Here is a 25934-nt window from a genome sequence, read left to right on the forward strand (position 1 = left end):
AAACCCCTGCAAACACCCCCCAACACCCCCGGGCCCGCCGGGTTGCCCCGGGGGGGCCCTTCGTTATTTATGGCGCATTAGATGCGGCGCATCAGTGACCCAGCTCGCGGGAAGGTACCAGACCGCTCGCCCGCCAGGCGGGATAGAGGGTCGCCACCAGACTCATCAGGATGGCGGCGCCCGTCACGATAAGCAGATCCTGCATATGCAACTCGGTCGGCAAGAAGTCGATAAAGTAGATATCCGGATTGAGGAAGCGGTGGCCGATGAGCTTTTCGACAACGCTCAAGATCTGGGTCAGCTTGCTCGAAAGCAGCCCGCCCAGCAGGGCACCGAGCAGGGCACCGGCCACGCCGTTGACCATCCCCTGAATAACGAAGGTAAGCCGGATCTGACCGGGGCTCGCCCCCATGGTCTTCAGGATGGCGATCTCGCTGCGCTTCTCGTTCACCGCCATCACCAAGGTGGAGACGATGTTGAAGCAGGCGACGGCCACCACCATCAGCATCACCACATACATGACGGTACGCACCATCTGGATGTCCTGATAGAGATAACCCTGGCTGTTCATCCAGCTGCGGATATAGACGTGATGGGGGAACTGCTGCGCGGCGGCTACGGTGATGGATTGCGCCTTGAGCACATCGCTCACCCGCAGGCTGAAGCCCTCCACATCGCTGCCCATACCGGTGATCGCTTGCGCATCGGCCAGATGCATAAAGCCGAGCAGGCCGTCGAGCTGACCGCCAATTTCCAGCAGCCCCACCACGGTCAGGGCTTCGCGCCGAGGATTCTTGATCCCCGCCTGATCACCCCCTTGCGGCAGCAGCAGGGCGACCGAGTCCCCCACCTTGACGCCCAGCTTGTCAGCGATGGTCTTGCCGAGGATCACCCCACGTTCACCCGGTTGCAGCTCACGCAGGCCGCGGCCCGTCATGTATTTGCCCGCATCCGACAGATTGGCTTCCAGATCGGGCAGCACGGCGCGCAGTTGCACCCCCTTGAGGGCGGAGCCGTGCTCCAGCAGGCCATTGAGGCGAATGACCGGCGCGGCCGCCTCAACGCCCGGCTGGGCCAGCAGGTAGTCACGCAGACGTGGCCAGTCCGGCAGCGGCCGCTCGACGGCGTCCAGCTCACCTTGCGGCACCACGGAGAGCACTCGATCTTTAAGCTCCCGCTCGAAACCATTCATGGCGGAGAGGCCCAGGATCAGCGCCATCACCCCGAGGGCAATACCGATGAGGGAAGAGGCAGAGATAAAGGCGATAAACCCGTTGCGACGGCGGGAGCGGCTGTAACGCAGGCCCAGAAAGAGGGGCAGCGGTTTGAACATCAGGCAACCTCCGCCATCACGCCGCTCACCAGGGTCACCCGGCGATGGAGCTTGGCCGCCAGGCTCAAGTCGTGGGTCACCACCACAAACGCAGTGCCCAGTTCACGGTTCAGTTCACACAGCAGTTCGTACACCGCGGTGGCACTGGCGTGATCCAGATTGCCGGTAGGTTCATCCGCCAGCACCAGACTCGGTTCGTTGACCAGCGCCCGGGCGATCGCCACCCGCTGACGTTCGCCACCGGAGAGCTCGGAGGGACGGTGATTCAAGCGATGGGAGAGCCCCACTCTACCCAACATTTTGGTCGCCTTTTCGGTGGCAACCGCCACCGACTCACCGGCGATCAGCAGCGGCATGGCCGCATTTTCCAGCGCACTGAACTCGGAGAGCAGGTGGTGGAACTGGTAGACAAAGCCCAGCTCGCGGTTGCGAAAGCGAGCCTGGGTACGGCTGTCCCAGTGGTGGATATCCTCACCCTTGAACAGCACGGCGCCGCTGGAGGGGTTGTCCAGCGCCCCCATCAGATGCAGCAGAGTGGTCTTGCCGGAGCCGGAGCTCCCCACTACCGCCAGCATTTCACCGGGCGCAACGCAGAGATCGATCCCCTTGAGCACCTGAGTCTCCAGCTCCCCCTCTTTATAGACATGATTGAGCGCCTGGCAGTGCAGCAGAGGTTCACGGGATACGGCTTCATTCATAACAGGGGCTCCACTTACGCCAGTGACCACAGAGGCACCAGTAACAACGCCGGTACTCGCACCGGAGGTAACAACAGAAGATGTATTATTCACGGCATTACTCATAACGCAGCGCCTCGGCCGGTTTCACCCGCGCAGCGCGGGCCGCCGGGTAGAGGGTGGCACTGAAGCTCAGCAGCACGGCGCCCAGCAAAATGGTGATGACCTGAGCCGGCTCGACAATCACCGGCAGGCCACTGCCGCCCGCCGCCATATAGAGGTTGAGCCCCACCGCATTGAGCAGGGGGTTGAGACCCAAGGAGAGCGCCAGGCCCGCCAGTCCGCCAAACAGGGCGCCAATCACCCCGCTGGAGGCGCCGAGCACCATGAAGATTTTGACGATCCCCGATTCACTCATGCCCATGGTGCGCAGGATGGCCACTTCGCCCTCCTTGTCCGTCACCACCATCACCAGCGCGGAGAGGATGTTGAAGGTAGCGACGGCGATGATCAGCACCAGCATCAGCCCCATCATCCGTTTTTCCATAGCGACCGCCTGGAACAGCTCGCCCCGCTCGCGGCGCCAATCCTGCCACAGCAAGCCATCAGGCAACGGCGTCTTGATCACCTCGTCAGCGGCAAAGGGATCATCGAGCCAGAGGCGAATGCCACCGACGGTTTCTGTCGGCAGGCGCAGCAGTCGCTGGGCATCCCCAAGCGCGATCAGCGCAATCTGGTTATCCACATCTGCGCCGACCCCGAAGATACCGGAGACGGTAAAGAGGCGCTGGGCCGGTACCCGGCCAAACGGGGTGAAGCGGGTCCCTTCGGTCAGGATCAGACGAACCTGATCGCCGATGGAGACATTAAGGCGGCGTGCCACCCCCTGCCCCAGCACGATGCGGTAGTGACCCGCCTGCAGGGTATCGAGGCGCCCCCCCAACATCTGGCTATGGAGGATGTCATCCTTGGGCCACTTTGCAGGGTCGATCCCCTGCACGCTCACCCCGGTCAGCTGGCCGGGGCTTTGCAGCATTCCTTCGCTGTCGAGCATGGGGGCCGAGGCAACCACATGGGGTAATTTGGCCAGATCCGGCAAGCCTTGCGGGTCGGCATCAATACGGCCAGCCTGATTGGTCACCACCACATGGGGGATCACCCCGAGGATGCGCCCTTTGAGCTGCCCTTCGAAACCGTTCATCACCGAAATGACCACCATCAGGGCGGCGACCCCGATGGCAATGCCAAAGGTAGAGAACAGGGAGATAAATGAGACGAAGCGATTGCTGCGCTTCGAGCCTGCATAACGCAGGCCGATGGCCAGCGAAAGGGGCTGAAAAAGTCCGGTCTTCAAGGATATGTACGTTGCCAACAAAATAAGATACCGGATAATAAAGGGAAACCGTCCATGACAACAAGGGATAGCCTCCATGCAGGAACAGTTCTTCAGCGTCACTCATGCCACGCCGGTCAATGTGATCCCCATGCCGGCCGACTTCCACCTCCCCTCTCTGGAGGAGCTGGACGCTGAGCTGCCGGAGCCCTTTCGGATCTCTTCGGCCATTACCTCCATCGATCTGGTGACCACTCGCCTGCTGCGCAACCAGAACGAGTCGATGCACGACCTGATCGAGATCGTCAATCAGCAGTCCCGCAAGATCGACATGATCATGGGCTATGTGCTCTCCCTGCAGGACCATCCGGAGCAGCGCTTTCACACCCTGCGCTTCGGAGCTGGGCAGCTCACCTACCTGCACCCCTATCATGATCACGGGGCTGCGCCGCACCTGCACCAGATAGTGCGCCTCAAGATCTTCCTGCGGGAAGAGGCGGCAGCGATCTACTGCTATGGCCAGGTCAAACAGCTCGACGGCGGTGAACATGGCACCCATGTGCAGCTCGACTATGTGCGGATCCGCGAAGATGACCGCGAACTGCTGGTTCGTGCCAGCCTCCACGTGCAATCGAAACAGCTCAAACTGCGCTCCCAAGAGCGTCAGCGCTAACCAGAGCGAACGTCGCGATAGATAACGTCAACGTTAAAAGAATCGAATCATGCCAATGACACTCCCCGCCTTGCCCGCCAAAGCGGGCCAAAAGATCACGCTCGGCCAGCTGGTCGGCAGCAGCCTCTCGCTGATTGCAGCCCGTCTCACCAGTGAAGCCAAGGGGCCGGTACTGCTTATCACCGCAGATACCCCGAGCGCCCTGCGCCTGGAGCAGGAGCTACAGTATTTGCTGGCAGGCAAGCAACTGGACGATCAGTCCGCCCCCGTATTGCTGTTCCCCGATTGGGAGACCCTGCCCTACGACACCTTCTCTCCTCATCAGGACATCATTTCCCAGCGGCTAGAGACTCTCTACAAGCTGCCGCAAATGAGCAAGGGGGTATTGATTGTCCCCATCTCCACCCTGATGTTGCGCTGCGCCCCCCGGGTCTATCTCGACAAATACAGCCTGATGGTGAAGGCCGGTCAGCGCCTCAACCTGCAACAGCTGCGCGGGCGGCTGGCCGAGGCGGGTTACGTGGCGGTGGATCAGGTGCTGGAACATGGCGAATTTGCCGCCCGCGGCTCCCTGCTCGATCTCTTCCCCATGGGCAGCAGCAGCCCCTATCGCATCGACTTCTTCGACGATGAAGTGGACTCCATCCGCCCGTTCGATCCCGAGACCCAGCGATCCAGCGAACCGGTCAAGACGGTCAGCCTGCTGCCCGCCCGGGAATACCCCACCGACGAGGCAGCCATCGAACTGTTTCGCGGCCAGTTCCGCGAGCAGTTCGAGCTGTCGCGGGCCGAGGGTTCCGTCTATCAGGAGGTGAGCAAGGGACGCTGGCCCGCCGGCATCGAGTACTATCTGCCGCTCTTCTTCAACCAAACCGCCAGCCTGTTTGACTATCTGCCGGAAGAGACCCTGCTGCTCACTGTGGGGGACATCTACCCCGCCGCCCAGCGTTTCTGGAACGACATCGGCCAGCGCTATGAAGACAGACGCTGGGACAACACCCGCCCCCTGCTGCCACCGGCCCAGCTCTATCTGCCGGTGGAGCAGATCTTTGCCTCTCTGGGCAGATATGGCGCGGTGCGGCTGCAAGAGGCCGCTACCGCCGGTGATGTCGGTCAGCATGATCTGCCCATCTCGGCGCTGCCGGATCTGCAACTCGATCACAGCAAGGAGCAACCCCTGCTGGCGCTCAACCAGTTCCTGCAAGGTTTTGCCGGGCGCACCCTGTTTGCGGTGGAATCCGAGGGGCGGCGGGAGGTGCTCGGCGATCTGCTGGCGCGTATCTCGCTGCACCCCAAGGAATTCCCCTCTCTCGACGCCTTTATGGCGAGCCCGGATCGCCACGGCCTGCTGGTTGCACCGCTTGAGCGTGGCTTCCTGTGGCAGGAGGTCGGTCAGGATCCACTGGCGCTGATCACCGAGACCGAACTGCTGGGCGGCAAGGTGCGCAGCAAACGAGCGCGGGAGAAGAGCAAGAACCTGAGCTCCGATGCGGTGATCAGAAACCTGGGCGAGCTGACCCAGGGTCAGCCAGTGGTCCATCTGGATCACGGGGTCGGCCGCTATCTGGGACTGGAAACCATCGACGCCGGTGGCCTGCCCACCGAGTTTTTGACCCTTGAATATGCCGGCGGCGACAAGCTGTTCGTGCCGGTTACCAGTTTGCACCTTATCAGCCGCTATACAGGCTCTGATAACCCGCCCAGCCACAAGCTCGGCGGTGAAGCCTGGAGCAAGGCGCGGCGCAAGGCGGCGGAGAAGGTGCGCGACGTGGCAGCCGAGTTGCTGGATGTCTACGCTCATCGCGCCGCTCGCGCCGGTTTTGCCTTCAAGCACGACAAAGAGGCCTATCGCCAGTTTGCCGCCAGCTTCCCGTTCGAGGAGACCGACGATCAGCTCAACGCCATCAATGCGGTGCTGGGGGACATGTGTCAGGCCAAGAGCATGGACCGACTGGTGTGCGGCGACGTGGGTTTTGGCAAAACCGAAGTGGCGATGCGGGCGGCGTTTGTGGCGGTGCACGGCGGCAAGCAGGTTGCCGTGCTGGTGCCCACCACCCTGCTGGCGCAACAGCACTACGACAACTTCCGCGACCGCTTCGCCAACTGGCCGGTGCGGGTCGAGGTGCTGAGCCGCTTCCGCTCCGCCAAGGAGCAGAGCGCTGTGATGAAAGAATTGGCCGAAGGCAAGGTGGACATCATCATCGGCACCCACAAGCTGCTCGGCTCCGAACTCACTTTCAAGGATCTGGGACTGCTCATCGTCGATGAGGAGCACAGATTCGGGGTGCGCCAGAAGGAGAAGATCAAGGCGCTGCGGGCCGATGTGGATATCCTCACTCTCACCGCCACCCCTATTCCGCGCACCCTCAACATGGCGATGTCCGGCATGCGGGATCTCTCCATCATCGCCACCCCGCCCGCCAAGCGACTCGCCATCAAGACCTTCGTACGCCAGCACGAACCGGCGGTGGTACGCGAGGCGGTACTGCGGGAATTGAAGCGTGGCGGTCAGGTTTACTACCTGCACAACGATGTCGAGAGCATCGAGAAGTGCGCCGCCGATCTTGCCGAATTAGTGCCAGAGGCCCGCATCGGCATCGCCCACGGCCAGATGCGCGAGCGCGACCTTGAGCGGATCATGTCTGACTTCTACCACCAGCGCTTCAACCTGCTGGTTTGCACCACCATTATCGAGACAGGTATCGACGTACCGAGCGCCAACACTATCATCATGGATCGGGCGGATCACCTGGGATTGGCCCAACTGCACCAGCTGCGGGGTCGGGTTGGCCGCTCTCACCATCAGGCCTATGCCTACCTGCTCACCCCCCATCCCAAGCTGATGACCAAGGATGCGGCCAAGCGGCTGGAGGCGATCGCCTCGCTCGAAGATCTCGGCGCCGGGTTTGCGCTGGCGACCCACGATCTGGAGATCCGTGGCGCGGGCGAACTGCTCGGCGACGATCAGAGCGGCCAGATTGAATCGGTCGGCTTCACCCTCTATATGGAGATGCTGGAGCAGGCGGTCGAGGCGCTGAAAAATGGCAAGGAGCCGTCGCTGGAGCAACTAATGAGCCAGCACACCGAGGTGGAGCTGCGCCTGCCTGCGCTGTTGCCGGATGACTATATTCCGGACGTCAATATGCGCCTCTCCATGTACAAGCGGATCGCCAGCGCGGCGGACGAGCAGGAGCTGCGGGAGCTGAAAGTGGAACTGATCGACCGCTTTGGCCTCTTGCCGGAGGCAACCAAAACCCTGCTGGAGCTGGCCGCTTTCCGCCAGCGTGCCACCGCCCTTGGCATTCGCCGGGTGGAGATGAGCGAGCGCGGCGGCTATCTCGACTTCACCCAGGAGACCAAGGTCAATCCGGCCTATCTGGTCAAACTGCTCTCCAGCCAGCCACGGGTCTACAAGATGGACGGGCCGACCCGATTGCGTTTCCAGGTGCCGACTCAGGACAGAGCCATGCGCCTGAAACTGGTGGATGGTTTGCTGGCTGATCTGGCCAACAACAGCCTGTGAGTCTCTGCAACGCTGGCGTCGAGCCAGAGAGATAATGCCAACTAAAACGGGAGCCATATCGGCTCCCGTTTTGTTTACGTTGGCTGGTGACTAGCGTCTCCCTTCTCCCCTTGTGGGAGAAGGGTCGGGGATGAGGGGGGCAGTGAAAACCATTCCTCTCACCCTGCCCTATCCCAGGGGGGAGAGGGAATCGCACCGGTAAATGTCGGGCTTCGCTGTGCTCAGCACCAACCTACACCTCTGACGATCAGCACTGGTTGGCTGGATCCTCATGGGCGGAGAACTCTCGCATAAAGGCCTCTGCCCGCTCCACCATCTTGGTCGAGCCAACAAAGTAAGGGGTACGCTGGTGCAGTGCGGTGGGCTGGATATCCATGATGCGGCCAAAGCCATCGGAGGCCTTGCCACCAGCCTGCTCCACCAGAAACGCCATCGGGTTGCACTCATAGAGCAGACGCAGCTTGCCGTTCGGGGAGTTGGTGCCGGACGGATAGATGTAGATGCCACCCTTGAGCAGGTTGCGATGGAAATCGGAAACCAGGGAACCGATATAACGGGAGGTGTAAGGTCTGTGGGTCGCCTCGTCCCGCTCCTGGCAATATTTGAGGTACTTCTTCACCCCGTCCGGGAACTTGATGTAGTTGCCCTCGTTGATGGAGTAGATCTTGCCCTCTTCCGGAATGCGGATGTTCTCGTGGGAGAGGCAGAAGCAACCGATGGAGGGGTCGTAGGTAAAGCCGTTGACGCCAAAGCCGGTAGTGTAGACCAGCATGGTGGAGGAGCCGTAGACCACATAACCGGCGGCGACCTGACGGTTGCCCGGTTGCAGGAAGTCCTCCAGGGTCACCGGCGAACCCTGCGGGCTCAAACGGCGGTAGATGGAGAAGATGGTCCCGACCGAGACGTTGACGTCGATATTGGAGGAGCCATCGAGCGGGTCGATCAGCACCACATACTTGGAGTTTTTGGAGAGCGGTGAGTCAAAGGCGACGAAGTCCTCTTCCTCTTCCGAAGCCATGCCGCACACCTCGCCGCGCGCTTCGAGCGCCGCCTTGAAGCGTTCGTTGGCATAAACATCCAACTTCTGCTGCACCTCGCCCTGTACGTTTTCAGCGCCCATGGAACCGATGATATCCGCCAGTCCCGCCTTGTTGATCTCCCGGTTCACCACCTTGGCAGCAAGGCGGATCGAGCTCAGCAACGAGGTCAGCTCGCCGGTCGCGGTAGGATAATCCGCCTGCTTTTTGACGATGAACTCACCCATGGTGATCATGTTTCGCATTTTTGTTCCTTTAGATCGCATCCGTTGGCATTGAAAACGTTTGCAGGCATCGGCAAAAAAAATGCCGATCACCGGCGGCCTTGATTTGTAACCTAATGTAACGCCTGTTTTTTGTTTTTGCAGCGAATTAAGCGGCCTATTAAATAGGCTATTTCGCCTCACGTTATGGTAAAAGGCGCTTTTTATTCGGTTTCAATCGATAACTTTTCGCCTCTTAATTCGTGGCAATAACCTGCGGCAAGCCATGAGCTGACTGGCCTTTGGCCATTAAAAATGGAGTCTGATGGGCCTGCAGTTCCCTCAGCCATTACCTCTTGAGATCCGATCGCCAATCCAGCACACTGATTTCGCTTTGGAAGCAAATAAAACTCAAGGATTATCAATGAACAAGACTCTCATTGCCGGCATGGTAGCCGGACTGTTTGCCCTTCCCGCCTGGGCTGCCCAGGTGCCTGCCGGTACCAAGCTGCTGCCGGATGCCCAACAAATCTACGTGACCAATATCGGCACCGAACCCACCACCATCGACCCCCAGCTGGTAGAAGAGACCGCCGGTAGTGCCATCGTCAACGATCTGTTTGAAGGGCTCTATGAGCTGGATAATACCGGCAAGATCAAACCAGCAGGCGCCGTCAGCTACGAGGTCGACAAGACAGGTACCGTCTACACCTTCAAACTGAGGCCCGAGGCCAAGTGGTCAAACGGTGAACCGGTCACTGCCGCCGATTATGTCTACGGCTGGCAACGGGCGGCCGATCCCAAGACGGCCTCCAACTACGCCTGGTTTATCGAGTTGACCGGAGTGGTCAATGCAAGCGAGGTGACACAGGGCAAGAAGAGCCCGTCAGAGCTCGGGATCAAGGCGCTCGATGACCACACCCTGCAGGTCACCCTGAAAAATCCGGTCCCCTTCTTCCTGAAGACGCTGGCCCACTACACCACGTTCCCGGCCCCCAAGGCCACCATTGAAAAATTCGGCAAGGATTGGGTCAAACCGGGCAATATCGTCTCCAACGGTGCCTTTGTACTCAAGGAGTGGACTCCCAACGAGCGGCTGAGTGCCGAGCGCAATACCCACTACTGGAACAACCAACACACCGTCCTGAACAAGGTGATCTATCTGGAGATCGTCTCCGAAACCGCCGCCTACAACCGCTATCGCACCGGTGAACTGCACTACACCACTTATCCGCTGGAGCAGTACAAACAGCTCAGGAGCAAGAGCCCGGAAGAACTGGTCAGCGTCCCCACGCTGGCCAGCTATTACTATGTCTTCAATACCCAGCGCAAACCGTTCGATGACCCGAAAGTACGCAAGGCGCTCTCGCTCGCCATCGACCGGGAGACCATCACCGACAAGATCCTGGGACAGGGACAAATTGCCGCATATAGCTTCACGCCCCCCATTGTGGACGGTTTTGAATTGAAAAAACCGGCCAGCCAGCTGCAGAGCAAAGAGGAGCGGATCAAGCAAGCCAAAGCCCTGTTGGCCGAAGCGGGATATGGCCCGGACAAGCCACTCACAGTGGACATTCTCTACAACACCAACGAGAGCCACAAAAAGATTGCGCTGGCCGTCTCCTCCATGTGGAAACACAACCTGGGGGTCACTGCCACCCTCAACAACATGGAGTGGAAGACCATGGTCTCGGCACTCAACGAGGGGGATTTCGGGGTTAGCCGCTATGGCTGGAACGGGGATTATAACGATGCCTCCACCTTCCTCGACATCATGACCTCCAGCAGCAGTGCCAACAGCGGCAAGTGGTTCAACAAGGAGTACGACGCCCTGCTGGCCAAGGCCCACGACTCGCTGGATCCCGCTGAACGCAATGCCCTGTATCAACAGGCAGAGGCACTCATTGATGCGGATGCCCCCATCGCCCCCATCTATTTCTCGGTCAAATCCAGGTTGCTCAAGCCTTTCGTGAAAGGCTACCCCCACCTTAACCCGCAGGATGTGGTCTACAGCAAGGAGCTCTATCTGGTTGCCCAATAGACACTGACTGAACAGATCAACCAGACTTGCTGACCTTTGTTGTAGTGATGGTCAAGAGAGGCAGCTTCAAGCACAGGTAATCTGAGTTGGACCGCTGATATCTACAACAAGCGAACGCCAGAACCGCCTTCTCAACGACAAAACCTCCGATACGCTATATCGGGGGTTTTGAGGTAGAAAACACAAGCTAAAAATGGGTGACGTTTTCAGCTTCTAGATAAGGCCACATTGCACTTGATCGCTTGGCTCAACTGGCCCAAGTGATTATGTGATCAATCCACTCACCAGCCTGCTCCTCGTGAACCACTTTGCCACGTACAGATTGACCTGCCTGATGCATGGCAGAGCGACTGCCGGTCAGCAGCGGATGCCACTCTGGCAGAGTATCCCCGTCAGCCAGTAAACGATAGGCACAAGTAGAGGGGAGCCAATCATATTCGGCAATCTTGTCGTGAGTTATCTGCAGACAGTCAGGCTCTTTTTTAAAGCGATTAAGATAATCGGAACACTGGCAGGTCTTGGTATTGAGCAGGTTACAAGCCACATTGGTGAAAACCAGTTCATCTGTATCTTCATCAATGAGCTTGTTAAGGCAACATTTACCGCAACCATCGCAGAGGGATTCCCACTCGGATTCAGTCATCTGCTGCAGACTCTTGGTCTGCCAAAAGGAGGATTGCATCATACCGTTCACTTAATATGCCTTCTCAAACGCGTGGTTATACCTATTGTTACCCTGAATTTCAAGGTTGGCATGGCCCACGGAGTTCTTTAGCAATAAAAACCAAACATAAAAAAACCGGCGCCTTGGCGCCGGTTTTTGCTCACTATCTCTCGATTACAGAGAAGCAGTGAAGGTACGGGTGATGACGTCTTGCTGTTGCTCTTTGGTCAAAGAGTTGAAGCGAACGGCATAACCGGATACGCGGATGGTCAACTGCGGATATTTCTCCGGGTTTTCCATGGCGTCCAGCAGCATTTCACGGTTCATCACGTTAACGTTCAGGTGCTGACCACCCTCTACGTTGGATTCGTGGTGGAAGTAACCGTCCATCAGGCCAGCCAGGTTGGCTTTCTGGGCTTCCATATCTTTACCCAGTGCGTTCGGAACGATGGAGAAGGTATAGGAGATACCATCTTTAGCGTAAGCGAACGGCAGCTTGGCTACGGAAGTCAGGGAAGCAACAGCACCTTTCTGGTCACGACCGTGCATCGGGTTTGCACCCGGGCCGAACGGAGCACCGGCACGACGGCCATCCGGGGTGTTACCGGTCTTCTTGCCATATACCACGTTGGAAGTGATGGTCAGAACAGACTGGGTAGCAACAGCACCACGGTAGGTGTTCAGCTTCTGAATCTTCTTCATGAAGCGCTCAACCAGGTCACAGGCGATATCATCGACGCGAGCGTCGTTGTTACCGAACTGCGGGTATTCGCCTTCGATTTCGAAGTCGATGGCAACGCCATCTTCGTCACGAATCGGCTTGACCTTGGCGTACTTGATGGCTGACAGAGAGTCAGCGGCTACGGACAGACCAGCGATACCACACGCCATGGTGCGATATACGTCACGGTCGTGCAGCGCCATCAGAGAGGCTTCGTAGCTGTACTTGTCGTGCATGTAGTGGATGATGTTCAGCGCAGCAACGTATTGCTTGGCCAGCCAATCCATGAAGTGGTCCAGACGATCCATTACGTCGTTGTAGTCGAGGTACTCGGACTTGACCATCTCGGTTTTCGGACCGACCTGGATCTTGAGCTTCTCGTCCATACCACCGTTGATTGCATACAGCATGGTCTTGGCCAGGTTGGCACGAGCACCGAAGAACTGCATCTGCTTACCAACGATCATCGGGGATACACAGCAAGCGATGGCGTAGTCATCGTTGTTGAAATCCGGACGCATCAGATCGTCGTTCTCGTACTGAACGGAAGAGGTCTCGATGGATACCTTGGCACAGTACTTTTTGAAACCGACCGGCAGCTTCTCGGACCACAGGATGGTCAGGTTCGGCTCAGGGGACGGGCCCATGGTGTACAGGGTGTTCAGCATACGGAAGCTGTTCTTGGTGACCAGAGTACGGCCATCAACGCCCATACCAGCCAGGGTCTCGGTCGCCCACATCGGGTCGCCGGAGAACAGTGAATCGTATTCCGGAGTACGCAGGAAGCGAACCATACGCAGCTTCATGACCATGTGGTCCATCAGCTCCTGGGCTTCTTGCTCGGTGATCAGGCCTTTTTGCAGGTCACGCTCGATGTAGATATCCAGGAAGCTGGAGGTACGACCGAAGGACATGGCAGCACCGTTCTGGGACTTGACTGCCGCCAGGTAGGCGAAGTAGGTCCACTGTACGGCTTCTTTAGCGTTCTTGGCCGGTACGGAGATATCGCAACCGTACTTGGCAGCCATCACCTTCATCTGTGCCAGGGCACGGTGCTGCTCGGAGATCTCTTCGCGCAGACGGATGGTGGCTTCCAGGTTGACGCCGTTTTCCAGGTCAGCTTGCAGGGACTTGAACTGGGCCAGTTTGTCGGCCATCAGGAAGTCAACACCGTACAGAGCAACACGACGGTAGTCACCGATGATACGGCCACGGCCGTAGGCATCCGGCAGACCGGTGATAACACCAGACTTACGGCAGTTCAGGATGTCTTTGGTGTAAACGTCAAACACGCCCTGGTTGTGAGTCTTGCGGTATTCGGTGAAGATCTTCTCGACCATCGGGTCCAGTTGACGACCGTACACTTCGCAAGAAGTTTTAACCATCTTGATACCGCCGTTGGCGATGATGGCGCGCTTCAGCGGCTTGTCAGTCTGCAGACCAACGATCTGCTCCAGGCTCTGATCGATATAACCGGCATCGTGTGCGGTAATGGTGGAGGGCAGGTCAGTATCAAAATCGACCGGCGCATGAGTGCGGTTCTCGATTTTGATCCCTTCCATGACCTTGTCCCACAGCTTGGTGGTCGCTTCGGTCGCGCCAGCCAGGAAGGACTCGTCACCTTCATACGGGGTGTAGTTCTTCTGGATGAAGTCACGGGTGTTGACAGAGGTCTGCCATTCACCGGCCGCGAAGCCTTCCCATGCTTTTTGGAACTGTTCGTTAAGTTCTGCCATTTTTCATTACCTCACACGGTATTGATGTAGTATCCCGCAATCATCCTTAATGATGACGACGGAAGATAAACCAGTAAGTCAGACCAACCATCACGCCACCACCGATGATATTGCCGATGGTCACGGGGATGAGGTTGTGTAGGACGAAGTTGGATACGGTCAGGTCAGCAAAGGTTGCCGGATCCTGGCCGATGGCCTGCCAAAATTCCGGACTAGCCACGCTGTGGATAGCGATACCAACCGGAATCATAAACATGTTTGCGATGCTGTGCTCGAAACCTGAGGCAACGAACATGGCAACCGGCAGCAGCATAACCACTACCTTGTCAGTCGCGCTGCGGGCACCAAAGGCCATCCAGGCAGCAAGACATACCATCAGGTTACAGAGGATACCCAGCGCCACCGCTTCGAAGAAGGTGTGGTGAATTTTGTGTTGGGCCACTTTGAGGGCGTTAAGGCCCCACTGACCGTCTGCTGCCGTGTACTCTGCAGAAACGATGATCAGCGCCACCATCAACAGACCACCAATCAGGTTGCCGAAGTAAACCAGACCCCAGTTCTTGAGCAGCTGAGCCCAGCTGATGCGATTGGCAGCCTTGGCCACCAGCGTCAGGGTGGTGGAGGTGAACAACTCGGCACCGAGCAGCACACAGAGAATAAGTCCGAGAGAGAAGCAGAGACCGCCCACCAACTTGGCCATACCCCAAGGCATGGAGCCGGTTCCGGTCGTCACTGTGATGTAGAAGATAAATGCGATGGCGATGAAAGCGCCTGCGGTGATGGCCAGTGGAATGACCTTGTATGCCGGCTTGGTAGCCTTGGCATAGGTGATGTCTTCAGCCAGTGCAGCGATGGCTTCGGGCTTGAGACAATCGAATGGAGATTCAGCTTTCAATTATTTTCTACCTGAATGTTTTGCCTGTTGAAATCATAACAAAGGGCCAAATAGCCAAAATTGACATTGATCAAGTTTATCAGAGTGCGAATGTAATTTTACTACAAATATTTTAGTGCGATGGCTACACCACTTTACACCAGGTATCAGCTGAAACAGAAATATCACATTTTTAATGCAATGATTTTAAAGAATTTATTCCAGAGCATGGAAATGTGGCATTGGCAAGATATCTTTGCAGATCGCCAGCACATCCCCTGCCCTGCCATCAACCCCCTTAGGGGTATTTTTTGTTTTTTATTTCATCTTTGAATAACAATCCCGTGCCTTGCCGCACGATAAACAGAAGGGGCCACACGGCCCCTTCCTTTACAGCAACGATCACGCCCAGTGATGGGCTCGCTTGGCCTTCTGCAGCTTCTCGTAGGCCGCCAGCAGCTTCTGGTGCAGCGGGAACTGGGAGAGCGACAGATCGGCCGCCTCCAGCCCGTGGAAGCGTGCTTCGCCAGTGGCGTTAGCCCATGCCTGTGCCAGCGTCTCTTCGCCATACATGCGAGTGAAGACGGCGCGATACTGCTCCGGATCCCGCTCCTCATCGAGGAACAACTCGACGCAGGCACGCAGGGCGCGGTAGTAGCTGGCACGCTCGGCAGTGAACACTGACTGGTTGAACTCCATGGTCCAGTCGATGAGATCCAGCGCCGTCTCCAGCTCACCGACGGCCAGCGCCAGCATGGCTTTCAGCTCACCAACGCGCAGGGTGTGCAGCGCGGTACCCTTGGCAGCGGCGATGCCCAGCAGCTCGCGTACACGGGTACGCTCGTCGTGCCCCTCTTCATCCAGTTGATCAAACAACGCCATGTACTGCTCGGCATCCCAATCAAGTGATGGCAGCGCCAGGATCACTTCGCGCAGGTTGGCGCCCATGTTGTTGTTGGCCAGCAGCAGATCTTCGGCCGGATAGATGTCGGACATGCCCGGCACCAGAATGCGGCAGGCGTAGACACCTAGATGCTCGTAGTCGGCGATATAGACCGGCTGCTCCAGCTCATGGAAGATACCGATCAGGTGGTCGAACTCCTCCTGCGAGGTGCCACGGAAGTCCCAATCGGCAAACTCGAAGTCCGCATCCTGCTTGAACAGATCCCAGCTGATAAGGCCCGAGGAGTCGATGAAGTGGGTCTCGAGGTTGTGGTGATCCGCCACCTGCTCGTTATCGAATGACGGTGGCACGAATACGTCGAGATCCTTGAGACCACGGCCCTGCAGCAGCTCGGTGACGGTCCGCTCGAAGGCCACTTCGAAGCGCGGGTGGGCGCCGAAGGAGGCAAAGCAGGTACCGTTGCTCGGGTTGAGCAGCACCACACAGATGACCGGATAGCGGCCACCGAGGGAAGCATCGAAGCTGTAAATGGGGAAGCCTTCCGCTTCGAGCGCCGCGATGGAGGCGGCAATCCCCGGATAACGGGCAATCACCTCGTCCGGGATCTGCGGCAAGCTGATGGCCTCGGCGATGATCTTGTTCTTCACGTGGCGCTCGAACACCTCGGAGAGCGCCTGGGTGCGCGCTTCGGTCTTGGTGTTGCCAGCGCTCATGCCGTTGGAGACATAGAGGTTGCCGATGATGTTCATCGGGATGTATACGGTCTCGTGATCGGACTGACGCTCGAACGGCAGGGCGACGATACCGCGCTCCTCGTTGTTTGACTGCAGATCCACCAGCATGTCGGCGGTCACTTCACCGTCCGGGTTGTAGAACTTGCGGGTGAAGCTGTCGAGCAGACCGGCCGGGAACTGGTCACCCTCGATGGGGAACCACCTCTCGTTCGGGTAGTGAACGAAATCGCCGTTGGCGACCTGCTCGCCCAGATAGAAGTCGGCGAAGAAGTAGTTGGTGGAGAGACGCTCGAAATATTCGCCAAGGGCAGACGCGAGGGCCGCCTTCTTGCTGGCACCCTTGCCGTTGGTAAAGCAGAGGGCGCACTCTTTGTCCCGAATATGCACCGACCAGACGTTCGGCACGGGGTTGAGCCAGGAGGCCTCTTCAATATCAAAGCCCAAGGCTTGCAGCTTGGTCTGGAAGCGTTCGATGGAGTCTTCCAGCGCCGCGTCCTTGCCGGGAATAAAAGTGTGGTCAGTCATCACGATATCCTGATTTTTATTGGCTCATGTTCGGCCGCAGATAATAGCAGGGGTCGGCGGCTTTGGCAGGACAAAAATCAGTAAACAGGGATGAGTCGCACGGTGAGAAACCGGCTTATCCCCGCTCCCCCGCCAAAAACAGTGCGGGCCCGGGGATTGCCCGGGCCCGCTGGTTACGCGACGCGATAAACCGTCAGAGCTGCTTGCCCTGGCTCGCAATCACCTGGCTGTACCAGTGGAAGCTAGCTTTCTTGATCCGGCGAAGGGAGCCCCCCTGCTCGTCACGCTCCACATAGACGAAGCCGTAGCGCTTCTGATAGCCGTTGAGCCAGCTCAGGATGTCGGTGAACGACCAGGCGCAGTAGCCGAGCAATTCCACCCCATCCTGCATCGCCTCCTGGCACGCCTTGACGTGACTGCGCAGGTAATCGATGCGGTACTCATCGTTCACCTTGTCGCCCGCCTCCAGCTTGTCGAACTCGCCAAGACCGTTCTCGGTGATCATCAGCGGCAGGCCATAGCGGGAAGAGAGGCGACGCAGGGCGATGCGCATACCGGTCGGATCGATGGCCCAGTCCCAGTTACTGGTCTCAAGGTGCGGATTGGGCGCCGTCTTGTAGAGGCCGGGGATGCCGCTCGATGGCGTAGTACCCTTCTTGCCGGTGGTGTTGATCCGCTGCAGGGTCTGACCGCCCAAGGGGTTATCTGTGTAGGTCAGGGTGTAGTAGTAGTTGACGCCGATGTAGTCGGGCGTCCCCTCGCGCAGCAACTCCATATCGCCCGGCAGGATCTCCGGCGCCTCGCCGTTTTCTCGCAAGTAAGCGAGCGCCGCCTGCGGATAGCGGCCAAAGCAGTAGGCATCCAGCCACCAGAGGTTGTTGAACTCCTCGGCGTTCTCATAGGCCAGCATATCTTTCGGATCGCACGACGCCGGATAGGCAGGGGAGTAGGCAAAGCTCGGGCCGATGAGGCCATTTGGCACATGCTGGCGAAACGCCTTGATCACTCGGGCATTGGCCAGAAACGCGATGTGGTTGGCGGCAAAGAAGCGCTTACGATCCTGCACGGCCGGCGGATGGGTGCCGAGCTGATAGGCGTTGGTCAGGTTGTAGTTCTGCTCGTTAAGCGACACCCAGTACTTCACCTTGCCGGCAAAACGCTGATAGAGGGTCACGCAGTAGCGCTCGAAATCCTCGATAATGCGTCGGTCTTCCCAGCCACCGTACTCATCTTGCAGCGCCTGCGGCAGATCCCAGTGATAAAGGGTCAGCACCGGTTCGATCTGGTGGGCCAAGAGGGTGTCGATCAGCTTCTCGTAGAAAGCCAGACCCGCCTCGTTCACCTCCCCCCGACCGGTGGGATAAATGCGCGGCCAGCTCACCGAGAAGCGGTAAGCCTTGAGCCCCATCTCGGCCATCAGCGCCACGTCCTCTTCCATACGGTGGTAATGATCCACCGCCACATCGCCGTTGCTCCCCTCAAAGGTCTTGCCCGGCAGCTTGGTGAAGAGATCCCACACCGAGGGCCCCTTGCCATCGGCATTCCAGCCTCCCTCCACCTGATAGGCGGCGGAGGCGGCGCCCCACAGAAAATCGCTCGGGAAGTCGTTGAACTTGTGATGATGCATCTGGTGTTGCTCCTTCTGCGCTGATGGTGTCAGCCATCTCTGATAACTCGGCGCCCCCTGTCTGGGCACCCGAAATGAATTGGCATAAGCATCCATCACTTCTAAAATTCCGTCCAATGACAAATTTGACCACTCAACATTCCCAACAGGAATGAAAGGAGCCCTGATGGAGCTACGGGATCTGAAAGCCTTCGTCACTCTGGGGGAGGTGCTGCACTTCGGCCAAGCGGCGGTACGTCAGCACGTTACCCAGTCGGCCCTGAGCAAACAGATAAAGCGGCTGGAGGATGAGCTTGGCGGTGAGCTGTTCGAGCGCAACGCCAGCACCACTCGCCTCACCGGACTGGGCAGGGCGCTGTATGAGGATGCCCGCGCTGTGGTCATCCAGAGCGAGCAGCTCTCGCGCACCGCCCGCGACGTGCTGGCGGGCAATGTCGGCACCCTGCGCATCGGCTTTGGCGTGGCCACCAAAATCCTGGTGCCCGCCGCCATTGCCCGTTTTCGCGCCGAGCGGCCGCAGGTGACTATCGAGCTCAACGATCTCTCCACCCACCACCAGCTGCTGGCGCTCAGTGAAGGCAAGCTGGATCTCGGTTTTTGCCGCCTGCCCGCCCCCAAGGGGTGGCACGCCCTGCCGGTGGTCGAAGCCCACTTTGTCGCCGTACTACCCGCCAGCTACCGCGATGTGAGGGAGTTGGCGGATCTGGTGGACAAGCCGCTGGCGATCCTGCGTCGGGACAAGGCGCCGTCGTTTTACGATCACCTGATGAACTATCTGGCCCAGAGCGGGCTGCGTTTTCGCGATATCCAGTACGTCAACGACTTCGCCGCTGGCGTCGCCACCGCGGCGGCAGAGATCGCCTGGACCCTGGTCCCCTCCTCCACCACCATAGAACACCCGGATGTGCTCACCCTGTCCCTTAGAGATGGGGAAGCCTGCTGGACCATTGGCCTTATCCGTCCGCCCCACAGCAAGGGGCCCTTGATCGATGCCTTCTGGGCAACCATCGCCGATATGACGCCAAGATAGACACGCCGTTGGCAAACAGCAGATGGCAGCCGCGCATCAACGATAGCGTTCGACGATACGCGCCAACTCGCCGCTTTGTCGCAGCTGTTGCAGGGCACTGTTGAACTCGGTTATCCGGGTATTGAAGCGGGAGTGCTTGCCGATGCAGAGATTGAACGGGGTAGCGTCAAGCTGCAGCGGCACCTCGACCACCAACCCGGAGAGACCCAGCTGGTTGAGTTTGAAGCGTGCCACAAGTGGGTCGGTCACCATCAGGTCCCCCCGACCCGCCGCCAGCATTTTGAAGACATTATCGACATTGATGGTGTGATGAACGGTGAAGCCCGCCAGGTTCTCCTTGCCCCAGCCGTTACCGAAATAGTCGAGAAAGGTAAGCGATTTGAAGTCGCTCAAGCGGCTGGCTCGCTGAAACTCCGCCATCCGGGGATGGGCACGCTGGGTAAAAATGGTTAGCACAGTGGTAGTGACCGGCTCTTCCACAACCAGGGTATAGCTGCGCCGCTCCCGGGTAGCGATAGTGACAAAACCATCGGCCTGCGCCATCCGCACCAGTTTTTGCGCCCGTTGCCACGGATAACCTTCATGGCGCACCCGCAGCCCCATCTGCGCCGCTACCCGATCCATCACGTCGATCATCAGCCCGCGCATCCTACCCTGTTCGTCACGCCACGAATATGGGGCAAAGTCGTCAAAGTAGACCATCTTCAACTCGGCCGCTGGCGCCGCCCATGCACTCTGCCACATCAGCAATCCCCAAAGGATTGCGATCCTCATACCAACACCCATGGCCGCGACTCCATCCACTTCTGCCAACTCTGAGCCTAGTGCAAAGCGGGCTGCGGCAAGGTTCAGGATTCAGTGGAAAAGTGGCCAACGAAAAAAGAGAGAGGAAGCAATGGCTTCCCCTCTCTCGTTCGTTTTTCAGCACGCCACCTTACCGATGGCGGTCACGGCTTACCGGTTACGCCAGCTCGGCCCGCAGCGCCCTGGTGGCATCGACCATCACCTTGAGGGCGGCCTCAGTCTCTTCCCAGCCGCGGGTCTTGAGGCCGCAATCCGGGTTGACCCAGAGCCGCTCGACCGGGATCTGCTTGGCGGCTTTGCGCAGCAACCCCTCAATCCAGCTCTGGCTCGGCACGTTCGGCGAATGGATGTCGTAGACGCCCGGGCCAATCTCGTTGGGGTAGTTGAAGCGTTCGAACGCTTCGAGCAGCTGCATCTGGCTGCGGCTGGTCTCGATGGTGATCACATCCGCATCCAGCGCCGCTACCGCCTCGATGATGAGGTTGAAATCGCTGTAACACATGTGAGTGTGGATCTGGGTGCTGTCCGCCACCGGGCTTGCACTCAGACGGAAGGCCCGCACCGCCCAATCGAGATAAGCCTGATGATCTTGCTTGCGCAGGGGCAAGCCTTCGCGGATCGCCGGTTCGTCGATCTGGATGATCTTGATGCCAGCGGCTTCCAAATCTGCCACCTCGTCGCGAATGGCCAGCCCGATTTGCAGGGCGGATTGCTCGCGACTCACATCTTCTCGCGGGAAGGACCAGCAGAGGATGGTCACAGGGCCAGTCAGCATCCCCTTCACCGGCTTGTCGGTCAGGCTCTGGGCAAACTTTGTCCACGCCAGGGTCATGGGGGTCGGGCGGTCGATGTCACGGGTGATCACCGGCGGCTTGACGCAGCGGGAGCCATAGCTCTGTACCCAACCGAAGCGGGTGATGGCAAAGCCATCCAGCAGCTCACCAAAATACTCCACCATGTCGTTGCGCTCGGCTTCGCCATGTACCAGCACATCCAGCCCGATGGCCTCCTGACGCGCGATGGCATCGCGGATCTCCGCCTTAATGCCCGCCTCGTAGGCGCTGTCATCGATGCGACCGGCGCGCCAATCCTGCCGCAATACCCGGATCTGCGAGGTCTGCGGGAAGGAGCCAATGGTGGTGGTGGGCAGCAGCGGCAGTTTGAGATCCGAGCGCTGCAGCTCGGCCCTGACCGGATAGGGGTTGTGGCGATCAAAATCGCTGTTGGTGAGGCTGGCGAGCCGTGACTGCACCGCTTTTTTGTGCACCCGGCTGTCGGACTCCCGATCGACGATGGGCTGGCTGTAGGCGGTGATTTTGTCGAGCTCGCCCCCATCCAGATACTCTCTGAGCAGCCCCAACTCGAAACATTTTTGCAAGGCGAAGGCGAACCAGCTGCGGGTCTGGGGATCCAGCTCCTGCTCCAGGGTCAAATCCACCGGGCTGTGCAGCAATGAGCAGGATGAGGCCACCCAGAGCCGCTCGCCGAGTTTGGCTTTCAGTGCCTTCAGGGTCGGCGCCAGCTTGGCCAAATTGGCACGCCAGACGTTACGGCCGTTGATCACCCCGGCGGAGATGACCCACTGGGCGGGCAGATGCGGCACCAGGGTTTCCAGCTGCTCGGGGGCGGCAACCAGATCCAGATGCAGGCCATCCACTTTCAGGCTGGTGATAATGTCGCGCTGATGAGCCACCGAACCGAAATAGGTGGTGAGCAGCAGCTTGCAGGGGCCCGCGAGGCGCTCGTAGGCGTTGAGGTAGGCCAGCCGCCACTCATCCGACAGGTCCAGCGTCAGCGCAGGTTCATCGATCTGTACCCACTCCACCCCTTGGGCGGCCAACTTGGCCAGGATCTCCTGATAGACAATCAGCAGGCGATCGAGCAGTTCAAGGCGAGAGAAGCCGCTCTCTTTCTCCTTGCCGAGCCACAGATAAGAGACCGGTCCCAGCAGCACCGCCTTGACCGGCAGCCCCAGCGCCTTGGCCTCTTCCACCTCGTCAAACAGCTGGCTCCAGCCCAGCTTGAAGCGCTGGTCACGGCTGAATTCCGGCACCAGATAGTGATAGTTGGTGTTGAACCATTTGGTCATCTCGGCGGCGGCCGCCGCCGGGCCGGTCGGCGCACGGCCGCGGGCCACCCGGAACAGGGTGTCGAGATCGGTCTCGCCATGACGGTGGCGGGTAGGCACAGCATCCACCAGCAGGCTGGTACCGAGCACCTGATCGTACCAGGCAAAGTCGCCCACCGGCAGCAGATTGACCCCAGCGCCGTGCTGGGCCTGCCAGTGGCGCTCACGCAGCGTCTTGCCCACGGCAACGAGTTCGGCCTGAGTGGTCTCGCCACGCCAGTAGGATTCGAGGGCAAATTTCAGCTCGCGCTTGGCGCCGATACGGGGGAAGCCCAGGGTGTGTGCTCGTGTCATAGGTTCATTTCCTTATGCTCATTCATCTGATGGGAAACTGGATGATTTAGCCATCCAGATGTTTACACATCCAAAATGACAAGATAAGGTGACGCTGGCTATTGAATCCTCTTCAAGTGGCTCTCAAATAATCCTCAACTGACCGCCGGTAAGGTTCACCGCGAGGATACAGAGGCCGATTTTTACAGGTGCAAGAGGTGCCGGAGTCAAGAGGCGCAGCAGGGTAACCGCCGGCCGCAACCTCAGCACCATACGCAATCTCACAAGGAGCCATCTTATGGCAGTGCCAAGCAATGCAGGGATAGAGATCAAACACTTGAAAACATTGACCGCGCTGGCCGAGCAGGGCTCGCTGGCCGGTGCGGCGCTGACCCTCAACCTCACCCAGTCCGCCCTCTCCCACCAGCTCAAAGAGCTGGAGACTCGCCTCAATCTGGAGCTCTACCTGCGCAAAAGCCGCCCGCTGGTGCTGACCGCGGCAGGCAGCCAGCTGCTCGCCCTCGCCCGTCAGGTACTGCCCGCTCTGGCCCAGACCGAGAAACAGTTGCAGGCCCTGCAGAGCGGCGATGCGGGCAGGCTACATCTGGCGCTCGATTGCCACAGCTGCATCCAGTGGCTGCTGCCGCTATTGCCCGATTTTCGCCGCCAGTGGCCTGGGGTGGATCTGGAGGTGGAGTCAGTGCCGGGCTTTGATGCCATCAATGCCCTGCTCTGCGGCCAGCTCGATCTGCTGCTCACCTCCGATGTGCAGGCCCGCGGCGATCTCCACTTCGAGCCGCTGTTTGCCTTTGATCTGACTCTGGTGATGGCGCCGGATCATCCCCTCTGCCACCGGAGCCACATCGAGCCGGGCGATCTGGGGGCGGAGGTGCTGCTGGTCTATCCGGTGGAGCGCAGCCGCATGGATATCTTCAGCCGCTTTTTGCAACCCGCCGGGGTGGAGCCCGCCCGCTGCAAGCCGGTGGACAACACTTCTGTGATGCTGCAGATGGCCGCCGCCGGCCTCGGCGTCGCCGCCTTGCCGCGCTGGGCCAGCGACGAATTTGTCAGACAGGGGATGCTCTGCGCCCGTCCCCTAGGGAGCGGTATTCGTCGCCATATGTATGGCGCGGTGCGGGCCGCCGACCGGGATCAAGCCTGCCTGCAGAGCCTGTTCGAGCGCATTCGCCGCAAGATGGAGGGATAGCCCTCCTCAGCGTGGCTGACCGACCTCTGCCAGCAGTGCAGGCAACTGCGCCTTGATAAAGTCGATGAGGGCCCTGACCGCCGGTGACAGACCGCGCCGCGCGGGATAGAGCATCACCAGCTTGCCATCTTTGGGACGCCACTCGGGCAACAGTTGTTGCAGCCGCCCATCCGCCAGCTCATTCACGCAGGCGTAAAGTGGCAAGCCCACCATTCCTAGCCCCGCCAGCGCCGCCTGTTTGAGGGTTTGCACATTGTCGCTGCGCAGCAGCACATTGATCGCCACCTCCACACTCTCCCCGCTATCGTGCCGCAGCCGCAACAGATCGGCCTGACGCTCCAGCGAGCTGAAAAGCAGGGCATCCTCTCCCTCCAGCTGGCTAGGGTGCGCCAGCGCATTGTGGCGGGAGAGCCACGCCGGGGTCGCCAGCACGCCCCACTGCACCGTACAGAGCGGTACCTGCACCAGACTGGAGGGGGGCTGCTCGAAGGCCACCCCGCGGATCACTACATCCAGCCCCTCCTCCAGCAGATCCACCTGCCGATTGCTGGCTTGCACGGCGAGCCTCACCTTGGGGTATTGCACCATAAACGCGGGCAGCAAACGGGCAAGCAGCGCATCGGCAATGGTAATGGGCACGCTGATGCGCACCAGACCGCTCGGCTCCTGCTGCCGTTGCCGCACAGCCGCCTCTCCGGCCTGCGCCTCGGCCAGCATCGCCTGACAGTGGCGATAGAGCACCTCACCGGCATCGGTCAGGCTGAGTTGGCGCGAGGTACGTTGCAGCAGCCGGGTATCCAACCGCTCCTCCAGCAGCCGGATCCGGCGCGAGATCCGCGACTTGGGCACGCCGAGCGCCCGCGCGGCGGCAGTGAATCCCTGTCGCTGCACCACATGGGTGAAGAGATAGAGATCATTCAAATCAAGTTCCAGTGGTGTCATCGGGCAGCCTTGGTCAGGGTGAGGTGCATTCACATCGTTCCATTGATGGAACGATAAGAACCTATTTCACCAGATTGTCGCCGTTTTTGCAGCCATCATAATGGCCCTGTCCCCATCAAACGGTTGCTGCGCGGGCAATCCGCCCCACCAGCAAGGGCCGTTTGACTGTTCCGATATCACAAGGAGTTCACCATGAAACTGCGACAAATCTGCTCTGCCACCCTGCTCGGTCTGGCGACCCTGACCGCCACGCTGGGCACCACAGCGACACCGGCCATGGCCGCCGAGGCTGCCAGCCATCCGACCGTATCACCCAACCGCTATCTGGAGATGCTCTCCCGAGACAATGCGGTACTGCTGCTGGTCGACCATCAGGTCGGCTTGCTGAGCGGCGTGCGCGACACCACGGTGGGCGAGCTCAAGCACAACGTGGTGGCACTGGCCAACGCCGCCCGCGCCCTCGGCGTGCCGGTGATCGTGACCGCTACCATGCCCGATGGCATGTGGGGCCCCACTATGCCCGAACTGACCAGCTCCCTGCCGGATGTGAAGGTGATCAACCGCACCGTCATCAACGCCTGGGACGATCCTGCCGTGCGCGCCGCCATTGAGAAGACCGGCCGCAAACAGCTGATCATCGCCGGGGTATCCCTCGAGATCTGCGCCAGCTTCCCGGCCCTCTCTGCCAAGGCTGCCGGCTATGATGCCCGGGTGGTGCTCGATGCTTCCGGCACCTTCAACGAAGCCAAGCGCACCACTGGGCTGCAACGCTTGCTGGGGGCCGGTATCCCGGTCACCGATTACGCCTCTGCCGCGGTCGAGATGCTGCGCAGCAACGTCGACCCCAAGGCGAACGATGTCTACAGCGCCCTCGACATGCCTTTCGCTACCCTGGTGTGGCAGATGCAAGAAGGTGCCAAGAAGTCGTAACTCGCCCGCCTTCGG

The 25934-nt window shown here is 59.4% G+C and carries 18 protein-coding genes; 6 read left to right on the top strand and 12 right to left on the bottom strand.

Going from position 1 to position 25934, the window contains the following annotated elements:
• Positions 1–91 precede the first annotated feature (91 nt).
• The 3 genes from lolE to ACW5XC_RS08995 all read right to left on the bottom strand — a co-directional run bounded on the left by lolE (position 92) and on the right by ACW5XC_RS08995 (position 3364).
• Positions 92–1333 carry a lipoprotein-releasing ABC transporter permease subunit LolE gene (gene lolE / locus ACW5XC_RS08985; protein ID WP_005345089.1) on the bottom strand — a complete coding sequence of 414 codons (1242 nt, stop codon included), beginning with the start codon at positions 1331–1333 and terminating at the stop codon, positions 92–94.
• Positions 1333–2031 (bottom strand): lipoprotein-releasing ABC transporter ATP-binding protein LolD, encoded by a 699-nt coding sequence (gene lolD, locus ACW5XC_RS08990; protein ID WP_042052863.1) that lies wholly within the window; start codon positions 2029–2031, stop codon positions 1333–1335. Before lolD ends, lolE begins: the two co-directional genes overlap by 1 nt.
• A 97-nt stretch (positions 2032–2128) precedes the next feature.
• Positions 2129–3364, bottom strand: coding sequence for a lipoprotein-releasing ABC transporter permease subunit (locus ACW5XC_RS08995; RefSeq protein ID WP_040068101.1), 1236 nt, complete (start codon positions 3362–3364; stop codon positions 2129–2131).
• 76 nt (positions 3365–3440) lie between these two features.
• Between ACW5XC_RS08995 and ACW5XC_RS09000 the strand changes: the two genes are divergently transcribed.
• Entirely contained in the window at positions 3441–4016 is a 576-nt protein-coding gene (locus ACW5XC_RS09000; RefSeq protein WP_042052865.1) for a hypothetical protein, read from the top strand.
• A 55-nt stretch (positions 4017–4071) separates the two neighbouring features.
• Positions 4072–7539, top strand: coding sequence for a transcription-repair coupling factor (gene mfd, locus ACW5XC_RS09005; RefSeq protein ID WP_178378366.1), 3468 nt, complete (start codon positions 4072–4074; stop codon positions 7537–7539).
• Between the two features lie 247 nt (positions 7540–7786).
• On the opposite strand, the gene fbp is transcribed toward mfd, so the two are convergent.
• The gene (gene fbp, locus ACW5XC_RS09010; RefSeq protein ID WP_005351317.1) at positions 7787–8821 is read right to left on the bottom strand and encodes a class 1 fructose-bisphosphatase; all 1035 of its coding nucleotides are present in this window, start codon (positions 8819–8821) and stop codon (positions 7787–7789) included.
• A 382-nt stretch (positions 8822–9203) separates the two neighbouring features.
• On the opposite strand from fbp, the gene ACW5XC_RS09015 reads away from it, so the two are divergent.
• Complete coding sequence (locus ACW5XC_RS09015; protein WP_042052867.1) at positions 9204–10820, top strand: peptide ABC transporter substrate-binding protein; 1617 nt, start codon at positions 9204–9206, stop codon at positions 10818–10820.
• A gap of 247 nt (positions 10821–11067) precedes the next feature.
• On the opposite strand, the gene ACW5XC_RS09020 is transcribed toward ACW5XC_RS09015, so the two are convergent.
• The 5 genes from ACW5XC_RS09020 to ACW5XC_RS09040 form a co-directional block, all read right to left on the bottom strand.
• Positions 11068–11502: a YcgN family cysteine cluster protein gene (locus ACW5XC_RS09020; protein WP_075112995.1), complete on the bottom strand. Its 435-nt coding sequence runs from the start codon at positions 11500–11502 to the stop codon at positions 11068–11070.
• A gap of 156 nt (positions 11503–11658) precedes the next feature.
• The gene (gene pflB, locus ACW5XC_RS09025) at positions 11659–13941 is read right to left on the bottom strand and encodes a formate C-acetyltransferase (protein WP_005352571.1); all 2283 of its coding nucleotides are present in this window, start codon (positions 13939–13941) and stop codon (positions 11659–11661) included.
• 46 nt (positions 13942–13987) lie between these two features.
• A complete protein-coding gene (gene focA, locus ACW5XC_RS09030; RefSeq protein ID WP_005333620.1) occupies positions 13988–14836 on the bottom strand; it encodes a formate transporter FocA in 849 nt (282 codons plus the stop codon).
• Between the two features lie 381 nt (positions 14837–15217).
• Positions 15218–16978: a 30S ribosomal protein S12 methylthiotransferase accessory factor YcaO gene (gene ycaO / locus ACW5XC_RS09035; RefSeq protein ID WP_042052869.1), complete on the bottom strand. Its 1761-nt coding sequence runs from the start codon at positions 16976–16978 to the stop codon at positions 15218–15220.
• 193 nt (positions 16979–17171) lie between these two features.
• Positions 17172–18605 (bottom strand): glycoside hydrolase family 1 protein, encoded by a 1434-nt coding sequence (locus ACW5XC_RS09040; RefSeq protein ID WP_021231363.1) that lies wholly within the window; start codon positions 18603–18605, stop codon positions 17172–17174.
• 166 nt (positions 18606–18771) lie between these two features.
• On the opposite strand from ACW5XC_RS09040, the gene ACW5XC_RS09045 reads away from it, so the two are divergent.
• On the top strand, positions 18772–19635 hold the full coding sequence (locus ACW5XC_RS09045) for a LysR family transcriptional regulator (RefSeq protein WP_042052870.1): 864 nt from the start codon (positions 18772–18774) through the stop codon (positions 19633–19635).
• A 36-nt stretch (positions 19636–19671) separates the two neighbouring features.
• On the opposite strand, the gene ACW5XC_RS09050 is transcribed toward ACW5XC_RS09045, so the two are convergent.
• Positions 19672–20379 carry a substrate-binding periplasmic protein gene (locus ACW5XC_RS09050; RefSeq protein ID WP_178378364.1) on the bottom strand — a complete coding sequence of 236 codons (708 nt, stop codon included), beginning with the start codon at positions 20377–20379 and terminating at the stop codon, positions 19672–19674.
• 217 nt (positions 20380–20596) lie between these two features.
• Complete coding sequence (metE, locus tag ACW5XC_RS09055; protein WP_042052872.1) at positions 20597–22861, bottom strand: 5-methyltetrahydropteroyltriglutamate--homocysteine S-methyltransferase; 2265 nt, start codon at positions 22859–22861, stop codon at positions 20597–20599.
• Positions 22862–23138: 277 nt separating this feature from the next.
• Here metE and ACW5XC_RS09060 point away from each other — a divergent pair, with 277 nt between their 5' ends.
• The gene (locus tag ACW5XC_RS09060) at positions 23139–24047 is read left to right on the top strand and encodes a LysR substrate-binding domain-containing protein (RefSeq protein WP_042052873.1); all 909 of its coding nucleotides are present in this window, start codon (positions 23139–23141) and stop codon (positions 24045–24047) included.
• Between the two features lie 6 nt (positions 24048–24053).
• Here the strand turns inward: ACW5XC_RS09060 and ACW5XC_RS09065 are convergent, their stop codons facing one another.
• Positions 24054–24989, bottom strand: a complete 936-nt coding sequence (locus tag ACW5XC_RS09065) for a LysR substrate-binding domain-containing protein (protein WP_042052874.1) — start codon at positions 24987–24989, stop codon at positions 24054–24056.
• A 192-nt stretch (positions 24990–25181) separates the two neighbouring features.
• On the opposite strand from ACW5XC_RS09065, the gene ACW5XC_RS09070 reads away from it, so the two are divergent.
• Positions 25182–25919 (top strand): isochorismatase family protein, encoded by a 738-nt coding sequence (locus ACW5XC_RS09070; RefSeq protein WP_042052875.1) that lies wholly within the window; start codon positions 25182–25184, stop codon positions 25917–25919.
• Positions 25920–25934: the final 15 nt, after the last annotated feature.

Source organism: Aeromonas sp. 25-AL00135 (assembly GCF_054052385.1).

Excerpts from the sequence above, each read along its gene's own strand:
- lolE (WP_005345089.1), bottom strand. The coding sequence starts at position 1,333 with ATGTTCAAACCGCTGCCCCTCTTTCTGGGCCTGCGTTACAGCCGCTCC.
- lolD (WP_042052863.1), bottom strand. The coding sequence starts at position 2,031 with ATGAATGAAGCCGTATCCCGTGAACCTCTGCTGCACTGCCAGGCGCTC.
- ACW5XC_RS09000 (WP_042052865.1), top strand. The coding sequence starts at position 3,441 with ATGCAGGAACAGTTCTTCAGCGTCACTCATGCCACGCCGGTCAATGTG.
- mfd (WP_178378366.1), top strand. The coding sequence starts at position 4,072 with ATGACACTCCCCGCCTTGCCCGCCAAAGCGGGCCAAAAGATCACGCTC.
- fbp (WP_005351317.1), bottom strand. The coding sequence starts at position 8,821 with ATGCGAAACATGATCACCATGGGTGAGTTCATCGTCAAAAAGCAGGCG.
- ACW5XC_RS09015 (WP_042052867.1), top strand. The coding sequence starts at position 9,204 with ATGAACAAGACTCTCATTGCCGGCATGGTAGCCGGACTGTTTGCCCTT.
- ACW5XC_RS09020 (WP_075112995.1), bottom strand. The coding sequence starts at position 11,502 with ATGCAATCCTCCTTTTGGCAGACCAAGAGTCTGCAGCAGATGACTGAA.
- pflB (WP_005352571.1), bottom strand. The coding sequence starts at position 13,941 with ATGGCAGAACTTAACGAACAGTTCCAAAAAGCATGGGAAGGCTTCGCG.
- ycaO (WP_042052869.1), bottom strand. The coding sequence starts at position 16,978 with ATGACTGACCACACTTTTATTCCCGGCAAGGACGCGGCGCTGGAAGAC.
- ACW5XC_RS09040 (WP_021231363.1), bottom strand. The coding sequence starts at position 18,605 with ATGCATCATCACAAGTTCAACGACTTCCCGAGCGATTTTCTGTGGGGC.
- ACW5XC_RS09045 (WP_042052870.1), top strand. The coding sequence starts at position 18,772 with ATGGAGCTACGGGATCTGAAAGCCTTCGTCACTCTGGGGGAGGTGCTG.
- ACW5XC_RS09050 (WP_178378364.1), bottom strand. The coding sequence starts at position 20,379 with ATGTGGCAGAGTGCATGGGCGGCGCCAGCGGCCGAGTTGAAGATGGTC.
- metE (WP_042052872.1), bottom strand. The coding sequence starts at position 22,861 with ATGACACGAGCACACACCCTGGGCTTCCCCCGTATCGGCGCCAAGCGC.
- ACW5XC_RS09060 (WP_042052873.1), top strand. The coding sequence starts at position 23,139 with ATGGCAGTGCCAAGCAATGCAGGGATAGAGATCAAACACTTGAAAACA.
- ACW5XC_RS09065 (WP_042052874.1), bottom strand. The coding sequence starts at position 24,989 with ATGACACCACTGGAACTTGATTTGAATGATCTCTATCTCTTCACCCAT.
- ACW5XC_RS09070 (WP_042052875.1), top strand. The coding sequence starts at position 25,182 with ATGAAACTGCGACAAATCTGCTCTGCCACCCTGCTCGGTCTGGCGACC.